Source organism: Methylomonas koyamae (genome assembly GCF_019669905.1).
GTDB lineage: Bacteria > Pseudomonadota > Gammaproteobacteria > Methylococcales > Methylomonadaceae > Methylomonas > Methylomonas koyamae.
This window is the reverse complement of the sequence record NZ_AP019777.1, coordinates 3,079,212-3,098,337: the sequence shown is the minus strand read 5'-3', so window position 1 is coordinate 3,098,337 and position 19,126 is coordinate 3,079,212. Positions and strand designations below refer to the sequence as shown.

At 53.4% G+C, this 19,126-nt stretch carries 18 protein-coding genes; 7 read left to right on the top strand and 11 right to left on the bottom strand.

Annotated features, from left to right (window positions below):
• Positions 1-199 precede the first annotated feature (199 nt).
• Positions 200-1,906: an AAA family ATPase gene (locus MKFW12EY_RS13895; protein WP_221053195.1), complete on the top strand. Its 1,707-nt coding sequence runs from the start codon at positions 200-202 to the stop codon at positions 1,904-1,906.
• 163 nt (positions 1,907-2,069) lie between these two features.
• Here the strand turns inward: MKFW12EY_RS13895 and MKFW12EY_RS13890 are convergent, their stop codons facing one another.
• Entirely contained in the window at positions 2,070-2,618 is a 549-nt protein-coding gene (locus tag MKFW12EY_RS13890; RefSeq protein ID WP_221053194.1) for a flavodoxin, read from the bottom strand.
• A 383-nt stretch (positions 2,619-3,001) separates the two neighbouring features.
• Complete coding sequence (locus MKFW12EY_RS13885) at positions 3,002-3,535, bottom strand: REP-associated tyrosine transposase (RefSeq protein ID WP_054762483.1); 534 nt, start codon at positions 3,533-3,535, stop codon at positions 3,002-3,004.
• A gap of 229 nt (positions 3,536-3,764) precedes the next feature.
• On the opposite strand from MKFW12EY_RS13885, the gene MKFW12EY_RS13880 reads away from it, so the two are divergent.
• Together MKFW12EY_RS13880 and MKFW12EY_RS13875 are read left to right on the top strand one after the other, a co-directional pair.
• On the top strand, positions 3,765-5,342 hold the full coding sequence (locus MKFW12EY_RS13880) for an RNA-directed DNA polymerase (RefSeq protein ID WP_221053193.1): 1,578 nt from the start codon (positions 3,765-3,767) through the stop codon (positions 5,340-5,342).
• A gap of 80 nt (positions 5,343-5,422) precedes the next feature.
• Entirely contained in the window at positions 5,423-5,878 is a 456-nt protein-coding gene (locus MKFW12EY_RS13875; protein ID WP_157199434.1) for a hypothetical protein, read from the top strand.
• 168 nt (positions 5,879-6,046) lie between these two features.
• On the opposite strand, the gene MKFW12EY_RS13870 is transcribed toward MKFW12EY_RS13875, so the two are convergent.
• From MKFW12EY_RS13870 to MKFW12EY_RS13855, 4 genes are all read right to left on the bottom strand, one after another.
• Complete coding sequence (locus MKFW12EY_RS13870) at positions 6,047-6,436, bottom strand: type II toxin-antitoxin system PemK/MazF family toxin (protein ID WP_054762489.1); 390 nt, start codon at positions 6,434-6,436, stop codon at positions 6,047-6,049.
• A complete protein-coding gene (locus MKFW12EY_RS13865; RefSeq protein ID WP_054762491.1) occupies positions 6,430-6,684 on the bottom strand; it encodes an AbrB/MazE/SpoVT family DNA-binding domain-containing protein in 255 nt (84 codons plus the stop codon). The genes MKFW12EY_RS13870 and MKFW12EY_RS13865 overlap by 7 nt, the downstream gene beginning before the upstream one ends.
• Before the next feature lie 120 nt (positions 6,685-6,804).
• Positions 6,805-8,088, bottom strand: a complete 1,284-nt coding sequence (locus MKFW12EY_RS13860) for a DUF2130 domain-containing protein (RefSeq protein WP_054762493.1) — start codon at positions 8,086-8,088, stop codon at positions 6,805-6,807.
• Between the two features lie 359 nt (positions 8,089-8,447).
• Positions 8,448-9,143: a hypothetical protein gene (locus MKFW12EY_RS13855; protein WP_054762495.1), complete on the bottom strand. Its 696-nt coding sequence runs from the start codon at positions 9,141-9,143 to the stop codon at positions 8,448-8,450.
• Between the two features lie 373 nt (positions 9,144-9,516).
• Between MKFW12EY_RS13855 and MKFW12EY_RS13850 the strand changes: the two genes are divergently transcribed.
• The 3 genes from MKFW12EY_RS13850 to MKFW12EY_RS13840 all read left to right on the top strand — a co-directional run bounded on the left by MKFW12EY_RS13850 (position 9,517) and on the right by MKFW12EY_RS13840 (position 11,443).
• Positions 9,517-10,152: a hypothetical protein gene (locus MKFW12EY_RS13850; protein WP_054762497.1), complete on the top strand. Its 636-nt coding sequence runs from the start codon at positions 9,517-9,519 to the stop codon at positions 10,150-10,152.
• Positions 10,153-10,447: 295 nt separating this feature from the next.
• A complete protein-coding gene (locus MKFW12EY_RS13845) occupies positions 10,448-10,783 on the top strand; it encodes a YegP family protein (protein WP_054762499.1) in 336 nt (111 codons plus the stop codon).
• Between the two features lie 60 nt (positions 10,784-10,843).
• Positions 10,844-11,443: a hypothetical protein gene (locus MKFW12EY_RS13840; protein WP_054762501.1), complete on the top strand. Its 600-nt coding sequence runs from the start codon at positions 10,844-10,846 to the stop codon at positions 11,441-11,443.
• Between the two features lie 57 nt (positions 11,444-11,500).
• On the opposite strand, the gene MKFW12EY_RS13835 is transcribed toward MKFW12EY_RS13840, so the two are convergent.
• Both MKFW12EY_RS13835 and MKFW12EY_RS13830 read right to left on the bottom strand, forming a co-directional pair.
• Positions 11,501-13,918: a heparinase II/III family protein gene (locus MKFW12EY_RS13835; protein WP_221053192.1), complete on the bottom strand. Its 2,418-nt coding sequence runs from the start codon at positions 13,916-13,918 to the stop codon at positions 11,501-11,503.
• 8 nt (positions 13,919-13,926) lie between these two features.
• Positions 13,927-15,111, bottom strand: coding sequence for a Kelch repeat-containing protein (locus MKFW12EY_RS13830; protein WP_054762505.1), 1,185 nt, complete (start codon positions 15,109-15,111; stop codon positions 13,927-13,929).
• 444 nt (positions 15,112-15,555) lie between these two features.
• On the opposite strand from MKFW12EY_RS13830, the gene MKFW12EY_RS13825 reads away from it, so the two are divergent.
• The gene (locus tag MKFW12EY_RS13825; protein ID WP_054763844.1) at positions 15,556-16,587 is read left to right on the top strand and encodes an IS5 family transposase; all 1,032 of its coding nucleotides are present in this window, start codon (positions 15,556-15,558) and stop codon (positions 16,585-16,587) included.
• Between the two features lie 90 nt (positions 16,588-16,677).
• Here the strand turns inward: MKFW12EY_RS13825 and MKFW12EY_RS13820 are convergent, their stop codons facing one another.
• The 3 genes from MKFW12EY_RS13820 to MKFW12EY_RS13810 form a co-directional block, all read right to left on the bottom strand.
• Positions 16,678-17,103, bottom strand: coding sequence for a hypothetical protein (locus MKFW12EY_RS13820; RefSeq protein ID WP_221053191.1), 426 nt, complete (start codon positions 17,101-17,103; stop codon positions 16,678-16,680).
• Between the two features lie 124 nt (positions 17,104-17,227).
• The gene (locus MKFW12EY_RS13815; protein WP_054763787.1) at positions 17,228-17,896 is read right to left on the bottom strand and encodes a phage tail protein; all 669 of its coding nucleotides are present in this window, start codon (positions 17,894-17,896) and stop codon (positions 17,228-17,230) included.
• A 32-nt stretch (positions 17,897-17,928) separates the two neighbouring features.
• Positions 17,929-18,867, bottom strand: a complete 939-nt coding sequence (locus MKFW12EY_RS13810) for a PEP-CTERM sorting domain-containing protein (RefSeq protein WP_221053190.1) — start codon at positions 18,865-18,867, stop codon at positions 17,929-17,931.
• Positions 18,868-19,126 lie beyond the last annotated feature (259 nt).

The following is a 19,126-nucleotide window of genomic DNA, read 5'->3' as shown; positions in this document are numbered from 1 at the left end:
ATGCGTACCTCGACGGGCTCCGATTGGCAAGACTGCAAAAGGTACGCGGTGCGTACCTAGTTTTCTGCGTAGTAACTCTGGGCAGCCGCGCTGCGGCAACCGCTAACAAAGTGACCGCCGCGCGGCCGATATGTATTCCCACGCGGCGCGTGGGAACCAGAAGTTTTTGAATTTCGCCGCTTTGATAAGGAATAAATCGATGAAACTGTCCATAGAAAAACCGCATCTCCAGCAATTGTTGGCCGCCCACCCGCGCCTGAACGGCCTGAGCGAGCAACTGCGCTTTGGCAGCAAGGCTCTGGTGTTTTACGACCAGCTCAGCAGCGCCGAGATGGCGACCTTGGCCGGCATTTACGCCCAGCAAGGCGAGAGCCTGCAGCAACAGGCCGCGTTACTGACCGCGTTGCAGCACGCCTTCAGCGACGACCAGCGCCGCTACGGCCCGGACGACCTGGAAAAATTGCTGCCGGACATCGCTCATTATTTGCTGGACGGTGCGATTCGCGGTTGGTTGTTTCACGTCGAGCACGGCGGCCGCACCTTGGCTTATTTGATTACCCGGGTCGATTACACCCCGCCGGGCGAGGAAGAGGCCGGCCGTATCCTGATCGAATTAAAAGCCAACAGCAAGGGTAAGATCGCCATCGAAACCCTGGTCATCCGCGGCAAGGATCTGGACCACAAAACCATCCCGGAAATCTTCGCCGGCAAGGGCTATTTAAAAGAAACCGAAGCTTTGATCGCCAGCTACGACGAAGCCGCCGCCCGCTATTTCGAATGGCGCGGCCGTTACGGCGAGCAATTTTCCGGCTGGGGTACCGGCATTTATGCCGAAGACCCGACCGCCAGCCACCGCAGCAGCGACTGGACCCGCAAAAACACCGTGGTACTGTCGTCCGGCGGCGGCGCCTGCCGGCTGGTCAACGACGAGAACATCCTGGCCGACCGGGCGTTGACGCTGGAAGCCTCCGGCGACATCTTCGGCACCTATTTGCGCAAGGCCGGCAAAAGCATGCGCTACGACAGCAAGACCGAAAGCCAGATGGAACAAGCCAAGGCCGAGGTCGGCAAGGGCTTGTTCACCGAATTGCCGGTGCACGGCTACATCCTGCTGTTTCATCTGGAATTGCATCACCACGTCTGGGTCCATGTCGACGATATGCAGCCCTACGTCTACCAACCGGAACTGAAACAAAAACTGATTCTGCCGCCGGAGCAAACCGACTTGATCGACATCTTGACCGCCGAAATGGACATGCTGATGGACGACATCGTCGAAGGCAAATCCGGCGGCACTACGGTGCTGTGCGCCGGGCCGGCCGGGGTCGGCAAGACGCTGACCGCCGAGGTCTATTCGGAAATCATCAAGCGGCCGCTGTACCGGGTGCATTCCGGCCAGCTCGGTTTGAACGTCGCCGAAATGGAAAAAACTCTGAAGGAAACTTTGATTCGCGCCCAACGCTGGGGCGCAGTGATGCTGATCGACGAGGCCGACGTCTACATCAAAAAGCGCGCCGACAACTTGGCTTCCAACGCCGTGGTAGGCGTGTTCCTGCGGGTGCTGGAATACTTCAATGGCCTGTTGTTCCTGACCACCAATCGGGTCGACGACATCGACGAAGCCATCATTTCCCGCTGCATCGCGATGATCCGTTACCACTCGCCGAACAGCGCCGACCGCCGCAAAATCTGGAAAGTGATGACCGAACAGTTCTCGCTGCCGGTCGCGGACGACCTGATCGAGCAACTGGTGGACTTGTTCCCCGGCGCCTCCGGGCGCGATATCAAGGGCCTGACCAAACTGGTCGCCAAGTTCTGCATGCAAAAGCAACTGGCGCCGACCTTGGACGTGTTTATTCGTTGTTCGGTGTTCCGGGGCTTGGAGTTGGTGGATCAAGCGGCTTGATAGTGGTTTACTGTCCGCGCCACCGCCGAACGATCCTTCTTTCGTTTCGGAACGGCGCGGGGCAGCGATGCGAGTATTCCGCTTGGGCGTAGCCTGTCAAAGCCTTATGCGGTGCGCCCCGCTCAATAGCTACAGGACGTACTGGCGAACAGGTTTGTAGGCTTTAACAGTCTAGCTTCTCCAGCAATGCCGGTTTTATTTGATCCAGCCAATCCAGAATCCGCGATTTGGTCAGCTCTGGTTGATTGTGGTGGTCCAGAACCAAGCCGACAAATTTGCCGTCCACCACCGAGTTGGAATAGGTAAAGTGGTAGCCGTCCGTGCTCCAGGCGCCCACCACCTCGGCGCCGTAGCCGGCCACGTAGTGGTACAAATGAATTAAGGAACCGGCGAAGCGATCATAATATTTTTGCTGATTGCCCAAGCCAAACAAGGCAATGCGTTTGCCGGACAGATCGGCTTCGTCCAGCCGGAACAAGAATTCCTCCCAGTTGCCTTCTTCGCTGCCGGTGGTCCGGCCGGGAATTTCGCCGACCCCGTAGCTGGGTATGCCCAGAATCAAGGCCTGGTAACTTAATAGCTGAGCGACCGACGCCCGATTGACGTTTACCGGTTCGCTGGCGATATCGTCGCCCAGCACTCGGTACATGACTTGAGCCATCATCTCGGTCATGCCTTGTTCGGTTCCGTAGAAAATGCCGATTTTGTTCATCGTTTAGCCTCGGATTGTCGTCCCAATCAGCAAAGCAAAATTTACTCCACTCTTGCGTTGGGAGGGCGCGCTACGGTCCGCCTAGGTAAAAGCGCTCTATATGCCGCTAACCGTTGATTTATATGGTTTTTGGGGTAGGGCGCTAAGCTGCCGGCCAAAGAAGCCACCGAGTTGGTCAAGTCGTACGGAGCGCGCTTGGTGGTTTTGGCAACAATTCAGCTAACAGAGGGACGAGTTTGCGACAAATGGCTTGGTGGAACCATTGGCGTAGGGCGAGGTTGACGTCAGCTTGCGAATAAACTCGCTCAGTATTTTCTGGTTTCTGGTTCCCAAGCTCCAGCTTGGGAACCCACTCCTTCGGAAGCTCCAGCTTCCCGACTCGATCACCATTCCCGAACCACCTCGATCAAGCCTTCCAACCCCGCATAATTCCGCGCGCTGGAGTAGCGCCAATGCTCCGGTAAATCGACATAACCGCGCTCTACCGGATTCCGGTGGATGTAATCCAGCTTCTGCCGCATCGCCGCCTCGGTTTCGATCAGTTGCGGATGATTGCCTTCTTCCCACACCTGAAACTCGCTCTCGGTCTTATGCGGCCGCTTCAACAACGCCAATAACTCCAACACCCGCGCCGAGCCGCTTTGTTGTAGATAGGCGATGATTTGCTTGGCGGTATAAGCCTTAAAGCGCTGCATGTCTCGGCTCAAATCCGCCGACGCGGCGATCAAATGCAGATGGTTTTCCAGGATCACATAGCCGTACAGTTGAAACCCGTTTTCGCGCTGCAAAAACCGCCAGGAATCCAGCACGATATTAACCGTCGCCGGCCGGGTAAACAGCGGCAGCCAATGGTTGATCGTCGCGGTCATAAAGTGCGGACTGGGGTTTTGCAGGACTCGGTAGCGGCTGCGGGTCATGGCTTAGGGTTGGGCGTTTTCAGTTGACACAAAAATTCTACCTGATAGAGTCAGCGGCATTTTTTACGCAGGCAAACTTGCCTGAATTGGCCGCCAATATCAAGTTATCGAGGCAAATATGCCCACTTTTCCGAATACGCAAGCACAAGTGCCTGAAAACGCGGTTAATATCAGCGTATACGGGCAGATTTGCCTAATAATTAATAGTTATATTTCATAGAGGAATATCTTGAACATCGACAAGGCAATCGAATTAGCCCTAGATAATATCCGTAAGGAGGGGCTGACGGATATCTTTACCACGCCTTTCGAAGTGTCATTGTTGAAAAATGAGCATTTCCGTGTGCTCTTATCTGACCAAATCAAGGCAAGAATCAATTCCAACTCTTTAGCTGGCCTAAAAGTATACCCAATCAGCCACGTCCTTTTTCCCAAAAAGGATGCCTATGATTTCCGTCGTGCCGCGCTGATTCAACCAGTCGATACAATAACTTATCTGGCTCTTGTACTGATGTACGCAGATGTTATTGAGAAGCACCGTATTGAAAAAAGAAATAATGTTGTTTTTTCCTATAGGTTCAAACCCAAAGGCGGTTACCTTTTTGACCCCAAGTACAATTACACTTCTTTTCAAGCACATGTCTCGGAGCGACAAAAAAGCCGAAGGGTCAAGGTGCTTGTTAAATGTGACATATCCAACTTCTATGATCGTCTGAATCTTCATCGCCTTGAATCAACACTGCTTAGTCTCCCAATCGACAACAAACTGATAAAACTCACCAACGAGTTGTTGTTGTTCTGGGCGAATAGAGATTCATATAGTCTTCCTATTGGAGGCAACGCGAGCAGAATCCTGGCAGAAGCGGCCTTGACTTCCGTAGATGATTATTTGCGTTCATTAAAAGTCCAATTCTGCAGATTCGTGGATGATTATCGTCTTTTCGCCCCTGATGCCAAAACTGCTCACGCATGGCTAACGATCTTGGTAGAAAGATTATATTTGGAGGGTTTAACTGTAAATCCAGCAAAAACAGTTATCGAAGATGTTTCCAAGAAATCTAAATCGTCAACAGCTATATCTGAGGAGGCAAGGCAGGTTGCAAATGAACTTCGCCAAGGGCGAATAATTGTTGGCTACTCAGGTACTATCCCTACCAAATTCAGAGAGTTGTCCGAACGCGATATTTCCGAACTCAAAGAGGTTGCAACCGAGGAATTAGAAAAGAAAATCACGACAAACGAAATCTTGCAGCCTGATGATGTTAGGAGATTTCTCCGGATTGTTGTCGCAAGTGGCGATTACAGCAAGCTCTCTCTGTATCAATCTTTGGTCGAGAAGTTTCCTCAGTTCACCCCTTTGCTCGTAGATCTTCTTATCAAGAAAGAACCCCTTATTCCAGTCGCGTTAAAGGAGTCAATAAAAGGCTATTTCTCAGATATTTTGTCAGAAGGTGCGAAGTATCCGGAATACATGTTAATTTCTATCGTCAGACTCCTGGGCACAAAAGGGTTTTCAAATGCCAGCTCATTGATGGAGTTGTTTCGTAGTTTAAAAAGAAATTCAGGAGCATATATCGGGCGAGCGGTCTTGGATGCTCTTTCGGAAAATACAACAAGAACCGATGTCTTGGAAATAAGACAGTATTACCCAAGGGCTGATCTCTGGGAAAAGAGGTCAATTATTAGAATTGTCGATTCCATCCTTTCAGAAGAAGAAAAGCGCCCGTGGCGTAAAAATGTAAAAGTACATTCATCCGAAGATTATTTCGCGATTGAATCATTCGATCCAAAGAAAGCGAAAAAATGAAATATAACAATGCCATCAACTGGGACGTCAAAAAGCTTCGCTTCGCATTTTGACGCCCGTTATGGCTATCGTTGGGCGGCATGAAACTAACCTACGTCAGTATAATCTTGCTTGTGTTGTCTATTGCCGGATGCGATGCTTGGTTTTGGCGACGCATTGATGTAACCCCACGAGCAAATACCTCTTTCACCGTCGATTCTTCTTCAAACGCCGTGCTGATAGACGCCATTCGTAAATTCGCTGCTGAATTGGGGCTATCATGTCCAGAGTCAAATCAGTTCCCGTTTGAGTGCTCCAAGCAGCCAACGCATGTTTGGGCAATGCTTACCGAACAAGGTGTTGCGGTCTGTTTCTATGCAACAGGAGCTCCCTTTGAAAGTACAAAGTTCGAAAAACGTATGGCTCGTCTTGAAAATATTCTGGCTTCCGCCTTTGGCGCTGAGTCAATCACTTCTCAATCCGCGCAGTGTCCAGTCACCGTGCCCGCTGCCCAACCAAGCGCTCCAGGGGACGCGCAAAAAGCGGCGCGCCCCTGAGTTTTTTCTAGTTCCCAAACTCCAGTTTGGGAACGCTATCTAGTAAGCTCTAGCTTTTCATCTACAACCAAACTCGAAGCCGGAGCTTCCAAGGCCGGGGTTCCCAAGCCGGAGCTTGGGAACCAGAGCTCAGCGCCGGAGCCCGGATCGACCATGCTTATCGCGAGATCAGCACGAACCGATCTGAATAATCTGATTCAACCGCTCGCAAACCTGAGCGAACAAATTGCTCGGCAATGACTTGAGCGGATGCGGTTTGGCCTTGCGCAAGCGCCAGTCGAAGGATTTGGGTTGGTGGCAAAGTACATAACTAGTTTGTTCGGCTTTGCGGCCACCGGCTTTACCGACTGCTACCGCAAACGGATTGTCGGCATTGTAGGCGGAGGTCGTCATCGGCAAGCCGATCACCAGCGAGGTTTTTTCGTTGAAGATGCGTGGGGAAAGCACCAAAAACGGATGGATGTCGCGCATCTCCTGGCCAACTTGCGGATTGCAATCGATCCAGATGATGTCTTGCCGTTCCGGCGCCCAGGCCGTTGTTTGCTTGCGGCTTACCAACGTTCGGCACCGATTTCTTCCCCGACTGCCATCGCTTCGCCGCCGTGCCGCTCGGGATCGAAGCGAGCCAAGCGCTGCTCCAACGTCAAGGTTTCATCGGCTATCGGCGTAATAATCACCTTGTCGTCTTCAACGGAAATTCGCACCCGTTGATGGTTATGCAAATGGGCGGCTTTGGCAATCGCTGCGGGCAGGCGCACGCCGAGGTTGTTACCCCATTGTTTGATGTCGAGTATGGCTTCGGTCATGTTGTGTCCTCGGGATGTTTAAACGTGAGTATAAACACTGTGATTGGTTTGCGCCACTTTGTTGAAACTCGAAGCCGGAGCTTGGGAACCAGAAGCCGGATCGACCGGCAGAGCTATGGCTCAATCCGAATCGTCATCCACCCCCAACGCCCGCATCTCCAAGCCCTCGATCTCCTGCAACGATTTACCGGCGATGCCTTGCAAGTCGCCGTACATGCCGACCGTGGCGTTCATGACCCGCTCGATTTGCGCTTCGCGTTTGGCCCATTGCTTCAGGATGGCCTTGCGTTCCTTGTCCAGGTCTTCCTGCATCGTCGAGAAGGCTTCGACGATGGCTTCGACTCGTTGTCGAAAGCGGGGGCCGGTCAGGTATTGGTAGACCATCTCGGTCTTGCCGTGCTGGCCTTCGGCGGCCAGGCGGGCCAGGCCGATTTCCAGCAGGGTATGGCGCAAGATGGTTGCGACCGGCAACGCGGCGCGCGGGCTGGTGACCCAAACGCCGTCGATGACGTCGAAGGTTTCCACGTCCTTGGGCAAGGCCTGGCTGACGATGACGGCCAGTTCGGCCTTGGCGGCGCGCTGATCTTCACGCAGTTTCACCAGCCAGCCGTCGCTCCAGTTTTTGGTGCGCTTGGATTCCCACAAAATGCTGCCGGCTGGCGTGCCGTTCGGGCCGCTGACCCTTTGCAACACGTCGCCGCCGAATTCGCCCTTGGCGACGGGTTCGATGCTGTCGAACGGGAATTTGGCGCGCAGCAGGTTTTCCAATTCCAGTTCCTGCACTTCGCCTTGCAATTGCTGCGAGCCTTGCTCGGCTTTTTGCTTGAGTTCTTCGATCTTTTGCTGCATCGCGGCGATGGTCTGGTCTTTTTCCAGCACCCGCAGTTTCAGGCCTTCCTCGGCTTCGCGCTTGGCTTGGTCGCGCACCTGGGTTAGGTTGTCTTGCACCCGTTTTTCCACGGTCAGTTCCAGTTCGCGCTTGGCGTCGTCGAGCTCGCGCTGCTTTTTGATCAGTTCGGCCTGGGCTTGCTGGGCCTCGGCCAGTTTGGCGTCGCGGACTTTCAACACTTCAGTCAAGTCAGCCAGTTCGCGGTTTTTGTGTTCCAGCTCGGCCGCCGCCGCTTGCTTGGCCTTGCGGCTTTCTTCTTCGATCACCCGTTGGCGTTCGGCTTGCAGTTGTTTGTCGACCTGCTGTTTGACCTGGTTTTCCAGTTCGCGCTGGGCGTCTTGCAGTTGCTGCTGTTGCAGTTTCAGGGCTTGTTCGCGCTGGGCGATGTCGGCGTCTTTTTGTTTGAGTTGTTGCTCGAATTGCTTGCGGGTGGCGGCCAGCAGCGGCGCGGCCAGCGATTCGGTCAGCGGCACGGCTGTGCTGCAATTGGGGCAGGTGATGGTGGCTTCGGTCATGGGCGATTCTGCGGTTGGGAGGAGGGGGCATGATAAAGCCGAATCGGCGCTTCGTCTAACGCCGAAGCTTGCGATGCGTAGCGCTGCGCTGTTTCGGATACCGTCCTCCGCCGGGCCGAGGCGCAGGCAGCCAAGCCACGGGGCCGTTACGGCCGCTGTCCGGCAAACCGCGGCAAGCAAAAATAGTTGGTTTTACAGGTCTTCCGGCATTTGCCGAACGGGTTTCGTTCACGAATCCGACCGACGCGCTTGTCGGTGTCGGTAAACATCGCTGCTTGCAGGATGTTTATTTTGTCGAAAGCGTGGAGCCGGGCGACGAGGCTGGAACAAGGCGGCCGCCGTTTCTCCAGCCGAAACGCTTATTTGCGCGACTTTTTCTTCGTAACCGGCGCAATGGCGCTGTCTGGCGCCGGCTGGCTGGTGCCGACGTTGCCGGCCGGCAGACGGGCGCCGACTTCGGTCAGAAAGTCGTTTTCCAGTTTGTTGGAGGATTGGCAGGTAACTTGGGTGGGTTTGTAACTGACATCGGCGGTTTGCGTGTCAGGCTCGCGCGACGAGAAATGCCATTCGCCCAGCTTATGGGTTTTGTCGCCGATGCGTTTGGTAACGGTCAGAAAATATTCGCTGTTCACTTGCACCATGGTTTTGCTGTCCGATACCGGCCGCGCCATGACGTTGGCTCTGCCGCTGAGGTGCATCTCGATATCGTTGATCGACATGTAGTTGATGACCGATTTGGGATTGGGATGCGAGGTTTTGCTTGGCGCTTGGCTACTGGCAAACTCGCCGCAATTGACATAGGAGCCGACGTTGCCGCGGATATTGTCGTATTCCAGCGTCATCAAGCCGCTGCCTTTGTCGAAGTTTTTGATGTTGAAAAACGTCGCGCCGGCGACGTTGGTTATCGTGGTCCACGCGGTGTCGAAATTGGCATTGACTTCGCGGGAATAGTCCAGGGTTTGCGGGGCTTGCGGGGGCTGATAAATTCCGCTGGCAACACATCCGCCAAGCAGGCTGCTGGAGGCGATAAGCGTTGCGGCAAGTGTTTTACTCATGGTGCTGTCCTTATTTGGTTTTAGTTTTGACTCGCGTAGGCGAGCGGGTCCCGGCCGGCTATCAGCCGGCGCGTTAGGATTATACGCCGGATGCCTGTCACATTGGCCGTTAGCCGCTAAGTCTTGCCGGAAACTCATCGCCGATTCCCGCGCTATATCAACCCCTTTGTTGATGTGGCGCAAAGCAAATCCATTTGACACTCGTAGAATTGGATTCAGGATTCCGTAGCGGCTTTAACCGGGCGGCGCACGAATCGCTTGTTACATATTTTCCGCATAGCGAGCCGGTGTAACGGCGATAGGCCGGACTAAGCCGGCGAATTTACGGTTGGGCCGGATGCGGAATCAGTAAGTCCGAGTAAGGAGAATTACCATGGGCGTAAATGACGATTTATCAATCTACGATTTCACAGTCGGCAAGTCGGAGTGGTACGGTTGGACGATACCGCAGAGCCATTACGATGCGTTTGTTGAGAATTCGGTACGGGTAGAGGAATTGCCGGCCGGATTCAGGTTGTTCAAGTTAACCAAGGGCGAAGCTCCCGCCGATCCCAAATACGGCATTACGCCGTGGTGGTCGTCGGTGATGCCGTTCAAAGAAGATCGCGAAGGAGCGCTGGGCCGCTTCGAGCAAGCCAAGCTCAATAAAATCGACATGAGTGCTATGGTGCGGTATATGTCGGCGGTGCCGATCGACTGGAATGCGCTGGATAACTACATCGAAATTACTTTGAAAGTGCAGGCAGCCGGCTTTTGGGGCAAATATTCGCCGCAGAAGAAATGGAGCGACCCGCGTAAGCGAGACCTTGGGGTCGAAATGAACCGTGGCAGGCCGGCACCGAGCGCGCGTAGCATGGGTATTAAAGATGCGGTACTACCCAACGAACTCGGCGCATTGGAAGCTTGGCAGTTTTACATTCCGGGGTTGCAGGAAGAGCATATCAGCCGGCAGCAGCGGATTATATCCGCGCACGACATGGTGGCGTTGCGGGAGTATTTTTTCGGTTAGCGGCCAGATGGCACGGCGACCGGGTAGGCCAGGGTAATTTGAGGTCGAGTACGCTTCGAATCAGGAATACGTCAATGTGGTGTGGTAAAGCCGACAATTTATGGCCAATGTTGTACATCACACTGATATTAAAGAAATTTTTATTGGCATAAGGCTTGCTGTTCGGTTGGAAGAGTCAGCCGGTAATTGTTTGGGTTTGCGCGCAATCGGCTTTTGGGCACGGAGGCGAGCAAGTCATGGGCAGACACTCGACCGGCGACCATTTTATTTCCCGAGTTAACTTCCGGAGCAGACCATGCCAGCCACTTTCGAACTGAAAACCAACGACGAAAACCAGTATTTCTTTCATTTTTTGAACGGCAAAGGCGAGCTGATTTTGATGAGCGCCGATTACGGCAACAAGGACGAAGCGCTGCAGGCCATCAATGAAGTCAGGACCGGCTCGTTGATGAGCCACCAGATTGCTGCCGGCAAGGTGGCCGAGGGCGATACCTTCTTCGTCATCAAGGATACCAAGGGCGACATCATCGTCAAAAGCGTTTTATACAGTTCGGCTATGGTGTTCGATAACGCGTTGCATGCGGTTAAGGACAACGCCTGCGTCGCCGAAGTCGTGGATCTAACCGCGTAATGCGCTGCAACATGGCAATGCGTCGACTTTTTTCGGATAGCGGAATCGGGTAAAGCCACTATGGCAATCGAACTGAAATTGACCAAGGAATTGGCTACTGTTTGCGTCACGGCAAGCGAGTTGGCCGCAATAGAGACACTGATCAAAGCCGAATTGGCCAAACCGGCCTTCGTTGCACAATTCGACAAAATGGGCAATGCGATAGCCGAGTGCTACGCCGTGACGACCGCCGTGTTGGCACCTTGGCTGGCAATCGGCAACGAAATCGAATTTTGCAATCGGTTCGATGCCGCCTATACCGAGTACAAAACCACCTATCTCGGTATCACCAACCGGCCGCGCTTATCGTCGGAGCAGGCTTACGTCGAATATATGCTGCTGCGGGAATTCAAGGAAACCCAAACCGCCTATCCGCTGCTGAAAACCACTTTCGCCCGGTTGGACGAATTTATCGACAAATGGATCACCAACGATGCCTGGCTGGCGATGACGATAGAGAACTTCGTCAAAATGCTATACCGGTTTCTGACCGAAATCGCCGAGCTGAAACCCAAAGACCCGACCGATGCCTTTACCCTTTATCAGGCTTTGATGGTGGCCTTGCGCCCTTATTACGCGTTGCTGGAAAGTTGCCGGAAAGCCGCGGCGGTAGCGGCTTGATGCGGGGGGCTGTATGCCTGGAGTAGCGACAACCGGTTTGGCCCGGCGAATTACAAACTAATTCATGCCGATTTCGACCTGGCCGGATGCCGAACTCGGGTTGTCGTAGAACACCACTCCGTCCTTGGCTGCTCCTTGGAACAGGGTCTTATTGTCGATGCGAATAGCGACATTTCTATATTCGGGGAGGCCGACGACGATAATTTTGGATTTGCCGACATAATCGAACACGATGTCGTCCATGCCTGCCGGTTCTCGGATAAATACGATTAACGTATCGTTTGTCAGTACCCCATAAGCGTTGCCGTTTTTAGAATTGATTTTCCGCACGTCTTCGGTCACCGGCTTATCGACCGATGGCGCCAGAGAGACTAAAAACTCAGTATCGTTACTGCCGTTATTAGACATTAATTCGACTCGCCATCGGCTCAAGTCGTGCCAAGAATCGGCGGAAGCTCCGTTAATAAAATTCTCGCCGTCGAATACGGTATCGTCGCCGTCGGTTTCGACATAGTATTGGTAATCTCTGCCGCCGATTAGGCGGGTCGTCGCATCGCTTGGCAATAGAATATTGACTTTCAAAAATCCGTTATTATTTTTTATTTGGATATCTTTCGAGTTGCTAGCCAATATGCCGTTGTCCGTCGAACCTTTCAAGACTTCGATATTGGCCATCTCCGGTTTGTTGACCGAATGAATGATCCACTTGCCGACGTATTCCGGCTTGGTTTTACTAATTGCATCGTAAACAACCAGTTTGTCTTCCGTCGGCAGATAAACCAATTTGCGAATAACTTGGCGGACCTTGCCGCCATCGCCGTTTTCGTCGTAGACGGAATTGTTATAGGCCGCGGTTAAGTCGGCCGAAACGAAAACGTATTCGTTATTGCGGCGCGCAAATTTCAATAATTGGGCGCCTTCCAAATGCAGACCTTTCTGGTAGTTTTCGAACCATTGTTCGATGCTGACAATGGAACTGCCGGTCGGCTGCGTCAAGCGTTGGCCGCCGTCGGCTACATTCTTGGAGAAAAATCGATTCGGCCGGACTTTCTCATTCGGTTTTTCGATGATCAGACTATTCTTGGCAATCGTCCGAATTGCGTAATTAAGCCGGTGCGGGCGAAAAAATCCGTTATAGGTGCTGCTGTTGGTAATCAGCGGCGAAGATTTGAATATGGTGAAATGTCCGGCGTCGTAATGGGCGTGGTGTCCGTAGGAATTGCCGGCCTTGAACGAAATAAAGGTATCGTTTGGCTCCCAGCCGTTTCTAATATAAATTTGATTTACCGTGTCTCGGCCGAAAATTTCGGCTTCTTTTAAATATTTAGCCAACGACGGCAAGCTGCCGTCGCCAACTGCCGGAATCGATGGATCGTTGAATAACAATATCCCCCAGTCATAGCCCGAATAATAACTGTCCCGGTGCAATTTACCCAGATATTTGGAATAACCGTTTAGTACCGGATCGTGCGTCATTTGTACCATCAGGTCTATTACCCGCTTGGTCTCATCCTTTAAATCGATCCGGGAGCCTTCGTCGCCGTAACCTTCGATGCGATTATCCGGCCGAGTCGCGTATATATGCCAATAGCCGACTCTTTTGACGATGTCCTTGATCCGTTCCTGGTTGTTGGCGTGATCCAACCCGTTCAGGTATGCCGATGCCGCCAGGGCAAAATAAAACGCGCGGGTTTGGATCCAGTAGTTGTAGCCATCCGGCCAGGCCTCGGTGTGGGCCAATCCTTCTGCGGCATTCAGGAAATGAGCCTGTGCCCGGCGCCGGTAAGAATCCAAATCGTCGACATAGTGTTCCGACAATACGATGGCGCAGAGCCAGGCAATTGCGGCGTGAGTCGATCTGCCGTGCCATAACGAGGCGAAATCCTCATCCAGATTCGCCAACGTCCCTTGCAAGGCGGCCAATATTTTCTGTTCGACCTGGTTTTTCTCGGCGTCGGTCAGCAGCGGATGGGCCAAGTCGTAAGCCAGCGCCAATTCCCAACCGTTGCTATAGGTGGTGTCGGCAGTAGGTTTATTTAATTCGAAGTTCAGCAACTGGTATTTGATGATTGCGATCGCCTCGGTATTGTTGGTCGACAGCCAACAAACCACGGCAGGCATCAACGCATTATCGCCGCAACCGTTCGGATAATTAATATTTTCGCGTTGAAAGGCGGCGATCCGGTCTGCGATAACGGAGTGCACATCCCGCTTATTCCAATTACTCGATTCCGGCAACAAAATGCGGGGATGGCTTTTTCTTACCTCGCCGTCGAAAGGAAAATTCAGGTATTTCGTTTCCGGTTCTAATATTTTGGATAATATCGGATTATTAATATCGAGTTGTTCTGCCGCCTTGACCAAAACCTGCCTGGCGGACAGATGCTCGGCGCGTTGCAATCCCCAAAATCCGTACGCTGCGAACAGATGGACCAACAGGCCGGTAAACGTCAGGTAAAAAAGCCCGTTACGCATGAATTTATTCATAACTTTAAGGCCCAAACGGCGGTTTGTTCCATCGGCGGACTGGATACGAAGAGCATGATATTGTTTCTGGAGTCGTACTCTAAACAATAATTCATACCGACGTTATACGGAAATTTGCTGTCGCTTAAATGTTGCCATTCGTCTTTTCGGTAGTCGTAGGTCCAGGTTTCGGCATAATTATCCCGGTCGATAATCGCCACCATTTTGCCGATACCTTTATGGAACACTAACGGAACCGCAGCCCGGCCGGGCGGCTTAATGCCGGGCGTGGACATTTTGACCGATTTTTGGTCGCCCGCCTGGTAAACATGGACCTCGTTACTCAAATTACTGCCGCCAAATAACAGAAACACGCGATTAACCGAATCGTAAACGGCATTGGTATTCCACGCCGGGTAGGTGGTACTGCCGACTTTCTGCCAGGATCGGGTTTGCCCGTTCCATTCGCCGATATGGTAAGGCTGAAATCCGACTACCACATTACGGTCTTCATCGTATGCGACGCTATAAGTGCGAAAATCGGTTGCGTTGGCAGCGGCATACCAGCGATTTAACGCAAAATCGAAGACCCAAGTGGGGCTTATGCTTTCGTGGATCCGAATGTTGGGCAGCCGCGTTTCATAGAATTCCCTTTTTACGCTACTGGCGATGACCAATTGATCGTTTTTCTCGTCGAATGCGCCGGCACCGAATACCTGCATCGCCGGCGGATGGTTCAAATTAAATCCGGCCACCAAAAATTCGGATTTATCCAAAAAATAGCTGGATAACGGGTCCGGTTCGTACTCGTTTTCCCAGCGCAACTTGGTCAAATCGAAGTAATGGATCGTATTGTCGGGCGGGTTTTCGTTAACCTCGGCTCCGAATACCAGCAGACGATTGCGCTTTCTATCGAACGCGCAAGTAGCGGTTGGCTGGCGCGGGAAACTGCCTTCGGCATCGGGCTGCTGTTGATCGATTTTGGTCCATACTCGCGGCGGCAAAGCCGCGAGTTGCTCGCGACTGCTGATCGGGTAAACCGCACTATCGTCAACCCTGCCTTTCATTGCGTGTACCAAAGCCTGCCAACGCCAATGGTGGGTTATTTTGTTCGTCAGGTAAACGCCCAAGGCCAGCGCGATGCCCAAGTGGCATAAGGCACTGAAAAAAGAAAAATAATATTTAACTGCCTTACGCCACATAGAGAGTTGCCTGCATTCTGCGCTTATAAGCTTTATTCGTCGTCCGGTGGATCGTTGGGGGCGCCGGCGCCGATCCGTCAGGCCGTTGCCGTTCCGGGACGGTTGCCGACGAGTCTGCCTTCGCGTCCGTCGGCGGCATATTACCAATGGCTCTCGGTAGGCGTCGACCGCTAAAGCCGATGATTACCGCTGTGTCGCAATGATACAACTGCTAACGAGTAAGAGGTCCAGGCATTGGCACCAATATCTGGAGTTTTACTTCGGCGATACGACAATGGGTTCTAACGCCCGCACTTTCTAAGCGTGGAACCGGCGATTTTTACGGGTACATTTGTTTGATCCCCTGTGTCGCTAGAAATCCGGGCACGGTGTCATTTTTGGGAACCTCTAAAAATTGCGCCCGGCGAGTAAAATGAGTCGGAGCTAAAGACCTGGAGAGCAGAGATGACGGTGGCACAAGACGACCTTTTCGGTTCCCTGTTTGAACATCGAGATCGTCGGATCGATCGTTTGGGCAATCCGTTGTTGGAATTGGACGCGCAAGTGGATTGGGAGGCGTTCCGTCCGTTGCTGGATCAAGTGCGTCACAAAGTCCGTAAATCGTCTGCCGGGCGAAAGCCTTGGGATGGGGTGTTGATGTTCAAAGCGTTGGTCATCGCCAGCCTCTACAATCTGAGCGACGAGCAACTGGAGTTCCAAATCGAAGACCGGCGCAGCTTCCAGCGATTTATTGGTTTGTCGGATGCCAAGCACGCGCCGGATCGCAACAGTTTCTGGCTGTTTCGTGAGTCACTCAAAGCACTGAAACTCACCGAGACGTTATTCAACGAATTCAACCGACAATTGGACCGTGCCGGCTTGATCGCCCGCAAGGGTCAACTGATTGACGCCAGCTTCGTCAAGGCGCCGGTGCAGCGTAATACCCCGGACGAGAACGCCCGGATTAAAGCCGGCGAAACCGTCGAGGACTGGTCAGTCGCCAAACGCAGTCAGAAGGATACCGATGCGCGCTGGACCAAGAAAGGTGACAAGAGTTATTACGGGTACAAGAATCACGTCAACGTTGATAATGCCCACAAGCTGGTACGCAAATACACGGTCACCGATGCCAGCGTCCACGACTCTCAAACCCTGAACGGCTTGCTCGATAGCGGCAATACCAGCCGGGATTTGTGGGCCGACAGTGCCTATCGTTCCGAAGCGGTGGAAGAACAGTTAAAAGTCCAAGGCTACCGCAGCCGGATTCACCGCAAAGGGGTGCGCGGCAAACCGCTGACCGACCGGGAAAAACAAGGCAACAGCACCCGCTCCAAAACCCGTTGCCGGGTCGAGCACGTGTTTGCCTGGATGGCGCAATGGGGCGGTAAGGCGATCCGTTGCATTGGCCTAGCCCGCGCCGAAGTACGTATCGGCTTCATGAATCTGGTGTACAACATGCGACGTTTTTGCGCCATTCGCAGGGTAGCTGCGTCTTGATGCCGCCCATCGGAGCTGAAAAGGCTTCGAGTTGAAGGTAGTCCGCTTGGAAATGTCAGCTTTCGAGCGCGTTTTACGCCCCGAATCTGATTAATCGTGGATTTTTAGAGGCTCCCTTTTGCAAATGCCCGGCGTGACCGGCTTTTTAAGGTCTTGTTTGCAGTGGTAAGGTGTTTTCAGATCCAACTTCTTGACTTTGGCCAAACGTTGCTCCGGGTAGCAGCAAGTGTCTATCACCGCGGCCGCACCGTGTGTTTCGCACCATTCCATGATTTTGGCGATATTGACTATGCCATGGTCTTGCTCGTCGACTAGCTCTTCTTTACCCAGTGAGCCGTGGCCGACGATATAGACTTCGGCTTGGTTGATGTGCGTTTTGTACGCATCGAACGTGTCCTCTTGGGAAAGATCGCAAAACTCAAAGCCGATTTGGTCAGGGTCGCCTGCCAGCAACGCTGTCAAGGTTTCCGCGTTGGGCCTGGTATGTTCACAAATGTTTACTACTAAATAGTTCATGATCGTCTCCGTAAATTGAAATCCGGCCGCGGAAAACCGACTTAGCCGCCTCGCGCTGCGAGGGGCTAAGTTGTGCTTTGTCGGCGTTACCGGTTCGACCGAGTTGGTGGTTGGAATTTTCGGTTTAGTTTCGGGAAGGAAAAATGCCGGAAGTCGCGATGCAATACATCATACCTACGTAAGGATTCCGCAGCGGCACCGGCTGGTTGCCGCCGGCGATTCCGATGGATGTGGACGCGGTGGCCGATGCGGTCAGAGCCTCGGGGGCCAGTGGCGAACTGGCACCGGCGACGTTACCGGAATACATGTTGTCTCGAGCGGACGAGGCTGCCAGTACTTTGCCGGCCGGGCTGCTGGTATTGCCGGCGGCATTCACGGCGTTAATGGTGCCGGTGACTTGGACATTGGTTGCGGCGGCATGACTATGCACTGGCATTTGGGTAATATTTAAAACCACTTGTTCGGCACCGCCTTCTTGGCCGTTAAATACATTAGCCAATCCCGGTCCTTGGCCGGCACCGACCGGATTCCGGCCACGGAGATCGGGCAGGGCGAAGTTGCTGCGGCCGTCGCCGCCATAAGTTGTACCCAGTAACGAGAACAGAGCGGTGTTGCTGGAAATGGGTAGCAGCGAACCGTCTGCCGGCAAGTAGCCGCGCGGGCAAAAGGTAAAGGCAAAGGTGCAGACTTCGCCTAGAAATGGTTCGTTGCCGCAAGCCGAGGCGGACATCGGTAAGCCGGCGGCGGCAACCAGAGCCAGTTTCAACAACGGTTTTTTGAATGGTGTAGACATGGCGGTTTCCTCAAATCAGGGTGGGTTAGTGATTAAGCGATAGCGCGATTGCGGCGTTGCGACGCCAATAGCGAAGCCAGACCGATACCGGTCAACAGCAAGGTTGCCGGTTCCGGCACGGTTTCGGTGGTTTGCCTGACCACCGAGTCGACGGTGAGCAGGGTTGCGACTTCGCCGGAGAACAAGCCGGAATCGGCTGCGCCGCGCAACAACACCTCGGGATTGCCGTCTCCCAATTGCAGCAATTCGCCCGGATTCAACAGGAAGGACAGAATCAGAAAACCGCTGTCGCTCAACTTGCCGCCCAAGCCGCTGGCCGAATTGACCAAATTATTCGTGAACAGGAATTGCTGGTTGCCTAGTTGAGTGTCGGACAGCGCGCTGGCGAACAGCAATTCGCTGCTGTCCTGTTTGCGCAATGCGACTTGGGCGTGGGCGAATTCGCCGTTATCGGTATTGGATTTGACGGAGTCGGTGGTGTCGACTTGTTGGCTGAATTCGAATCTCAGATTGACCAGGAAGGCGTCGGTGGCGGAGTTATTCTGCAGCGACAGCGAGTAATCGCCGAATAAGGAGTTGACGACAGAAGGTTCGTTGTCGGCGTTACCGCTGGCGTTGAATTTAATGCCGAAACCGTCGCCGATGCTGGTTAGCGTGCCGGTCAGCGGATCGACGCCGCTAATGGCCGCACCGTTCAACGTCGTTGTACTGGTGATGCCGGCCATGATCCGCGTGATTTCGCCGCTTTGGCTGGCGTTGATCGGCTCGAACGGCGAGCCGGTGCTGTCGAATTCGGCGGAGCCTTTGATGACGATGTTCGGATCGAAGCTGGCGGCATGGGCAGGCGCGATTTGGCTGCCCAATAGCAACGCGATGGCGGCGGCCAGGCTTGTGCGGGTGCCGGACCGGAGCTTGCCGGGACGGGCGGCGGAGTGGCTAGTGGCAGAATGAAGCGAATTGACGGTTTTCATCGGGTTTTCCTCTTGATATTTGGCGAAGTAGTTATGGGTCTGGTGTCGGGCCGGGCCCGAACGGGTTTCCATAATCAACAGTCAAAGCGCGTGCCAAGCGCGCTTTTGCCAATCAAGTAATTGGTTTTTATGGGTTTTTTCAGCGAGTCGGTTGGGGTGGCGACAGAGGATGGATACGAGATGTCGCGCGATTTACGATATATCGCACTTTATGCCGGAGCGGGCGGCCGGACTAAGGAGTCGGTAATTGCCGGATTGG

What these genes read in the sequence shown, in the direction of transcription:
- MKFW12EY_RS13895 (WP_221053195.1), top strand. Translation starts at nt 200, where the DNA reads ATGAAACTGTCCATAGAAAAACCGCATCTCCAGCAATTGTTGGCCGCC.
- MKFW12EY_RS13890 (WP_221053194.1), bottom strand. Translation starts at nt 2,618, where the DNA reads ATGAACAAAATCGGCATTTTCTACGGAACCGAACAAGGCATGACCGAG.
- MKFW12EY_RS13885 (WP_054762483.1), bottom strand. Translation starts at nt 3,535, where the DNA reads ATGACCCGCAGCCGCTACCGAGTCCTGCAAAACCCCAGTCCGCACTTT.
- MKFW12EY_RS13875 (WP_157199434.1), top strand. Translation starts at nt 5,423, where the DNA reads ATGAAACTAACCTACGTCAGTATAATCTTGCTTGTGTTGTCTATTGCC.
- MKFW12EY_RS13865 (WP_054762491.1), bottom strand. Translation starts at nt 6,684, where the DNA reads ATGACCGAAGCCATACTCGACATCAAACAATGGGGTAACAACCTCGGC.
- MKFW12EY_RS13860 (WP_054762493.1), bottom strand. Translation starts at nt 8,088, where the DNA reads ATGACCGAAGCCACCATCACCTGCCCCAATTGCAGCACAGCCGTGCCG.
- MKFW12EY_RS13855 (WP_054762495.1), bottom strand. Translation starts at nt 9,143, where the DNA reads ATGAGTAAAACACTTGCCGCAACGCTTATCGCCTCCAGCAGCCTGCTT.
- MKFW12EY_RS13850 (WP_054762497.1), top strand. Translation starts at nt 9,517, where the DNA reads ATGGGCGTAAATGACGATTTATCAATCTACGATTTCACAGTCGGCAAG.
- MKFW12EY_RS13845 (WP_054762499.1), top strand. Translation starts at nt 10,448, where the DNA reads ATGCCAGCCACTTTCGAACTGAAAACCAACGACGAAAACCAGTATTTC.
- MKFW12EY_RS13840 (WP_054762501.1), top strand. Translation starts at nt 10,844, where the DNA reads ATGGCAATCGAACTGAAATTGACCAAGGAATTGGCTACTGTTTGCGTC.
- MKFW12EY_RS13835 (WP_221053192.1), bottom strand. Translation starts at nt 13,918, where the DNA reads ATGCGTAACGGGCTTTTTTACCTGACGTTTACCGGCCTGTTGGTCCAT.
- MKFW12EY_RS13830 (WP_054762505.1), bottom strand. Translation starts at nt 15,111, where the DNA reads ATGTGGCGTAAGGCAGTTAAATATTATTTTTCTTTTTTCAGTGCCTTA.
- MKFW12EY_RS13825 (WP_054763844.1), top strand. Translation starts at nt 15,556, where the DNA reads ATGACGGTGGCACAAGACGACCTTTTCGGTTCCCTGTTTGAACATCGA.
- MKFW12EY_RS13820 (WP_221053191.1), bottom strand. Translation starts at nt 17,103, where the DNA reads ATGAACTATTTAGTAGTAAACATTTGTGAACATACCAGGCCCAACGCG.
- MKFW12EY_RS13815 (WP_054763787.1), bottom strand. Translation starts at nt 17,896, where the DNA reads ATGTCTACACCATTCAAAAAACCGTTGTTGAAACTGGCTCTGGTTGCC.
- MKFW12EY_RS13810 (WP_221053190.1), bottom strand. Translation starts at nt 18,867, where the DNA reads ATGAAAACCGTCAATTCGCTTCATTCTGCCACTAGCCACTCCGCCGCC.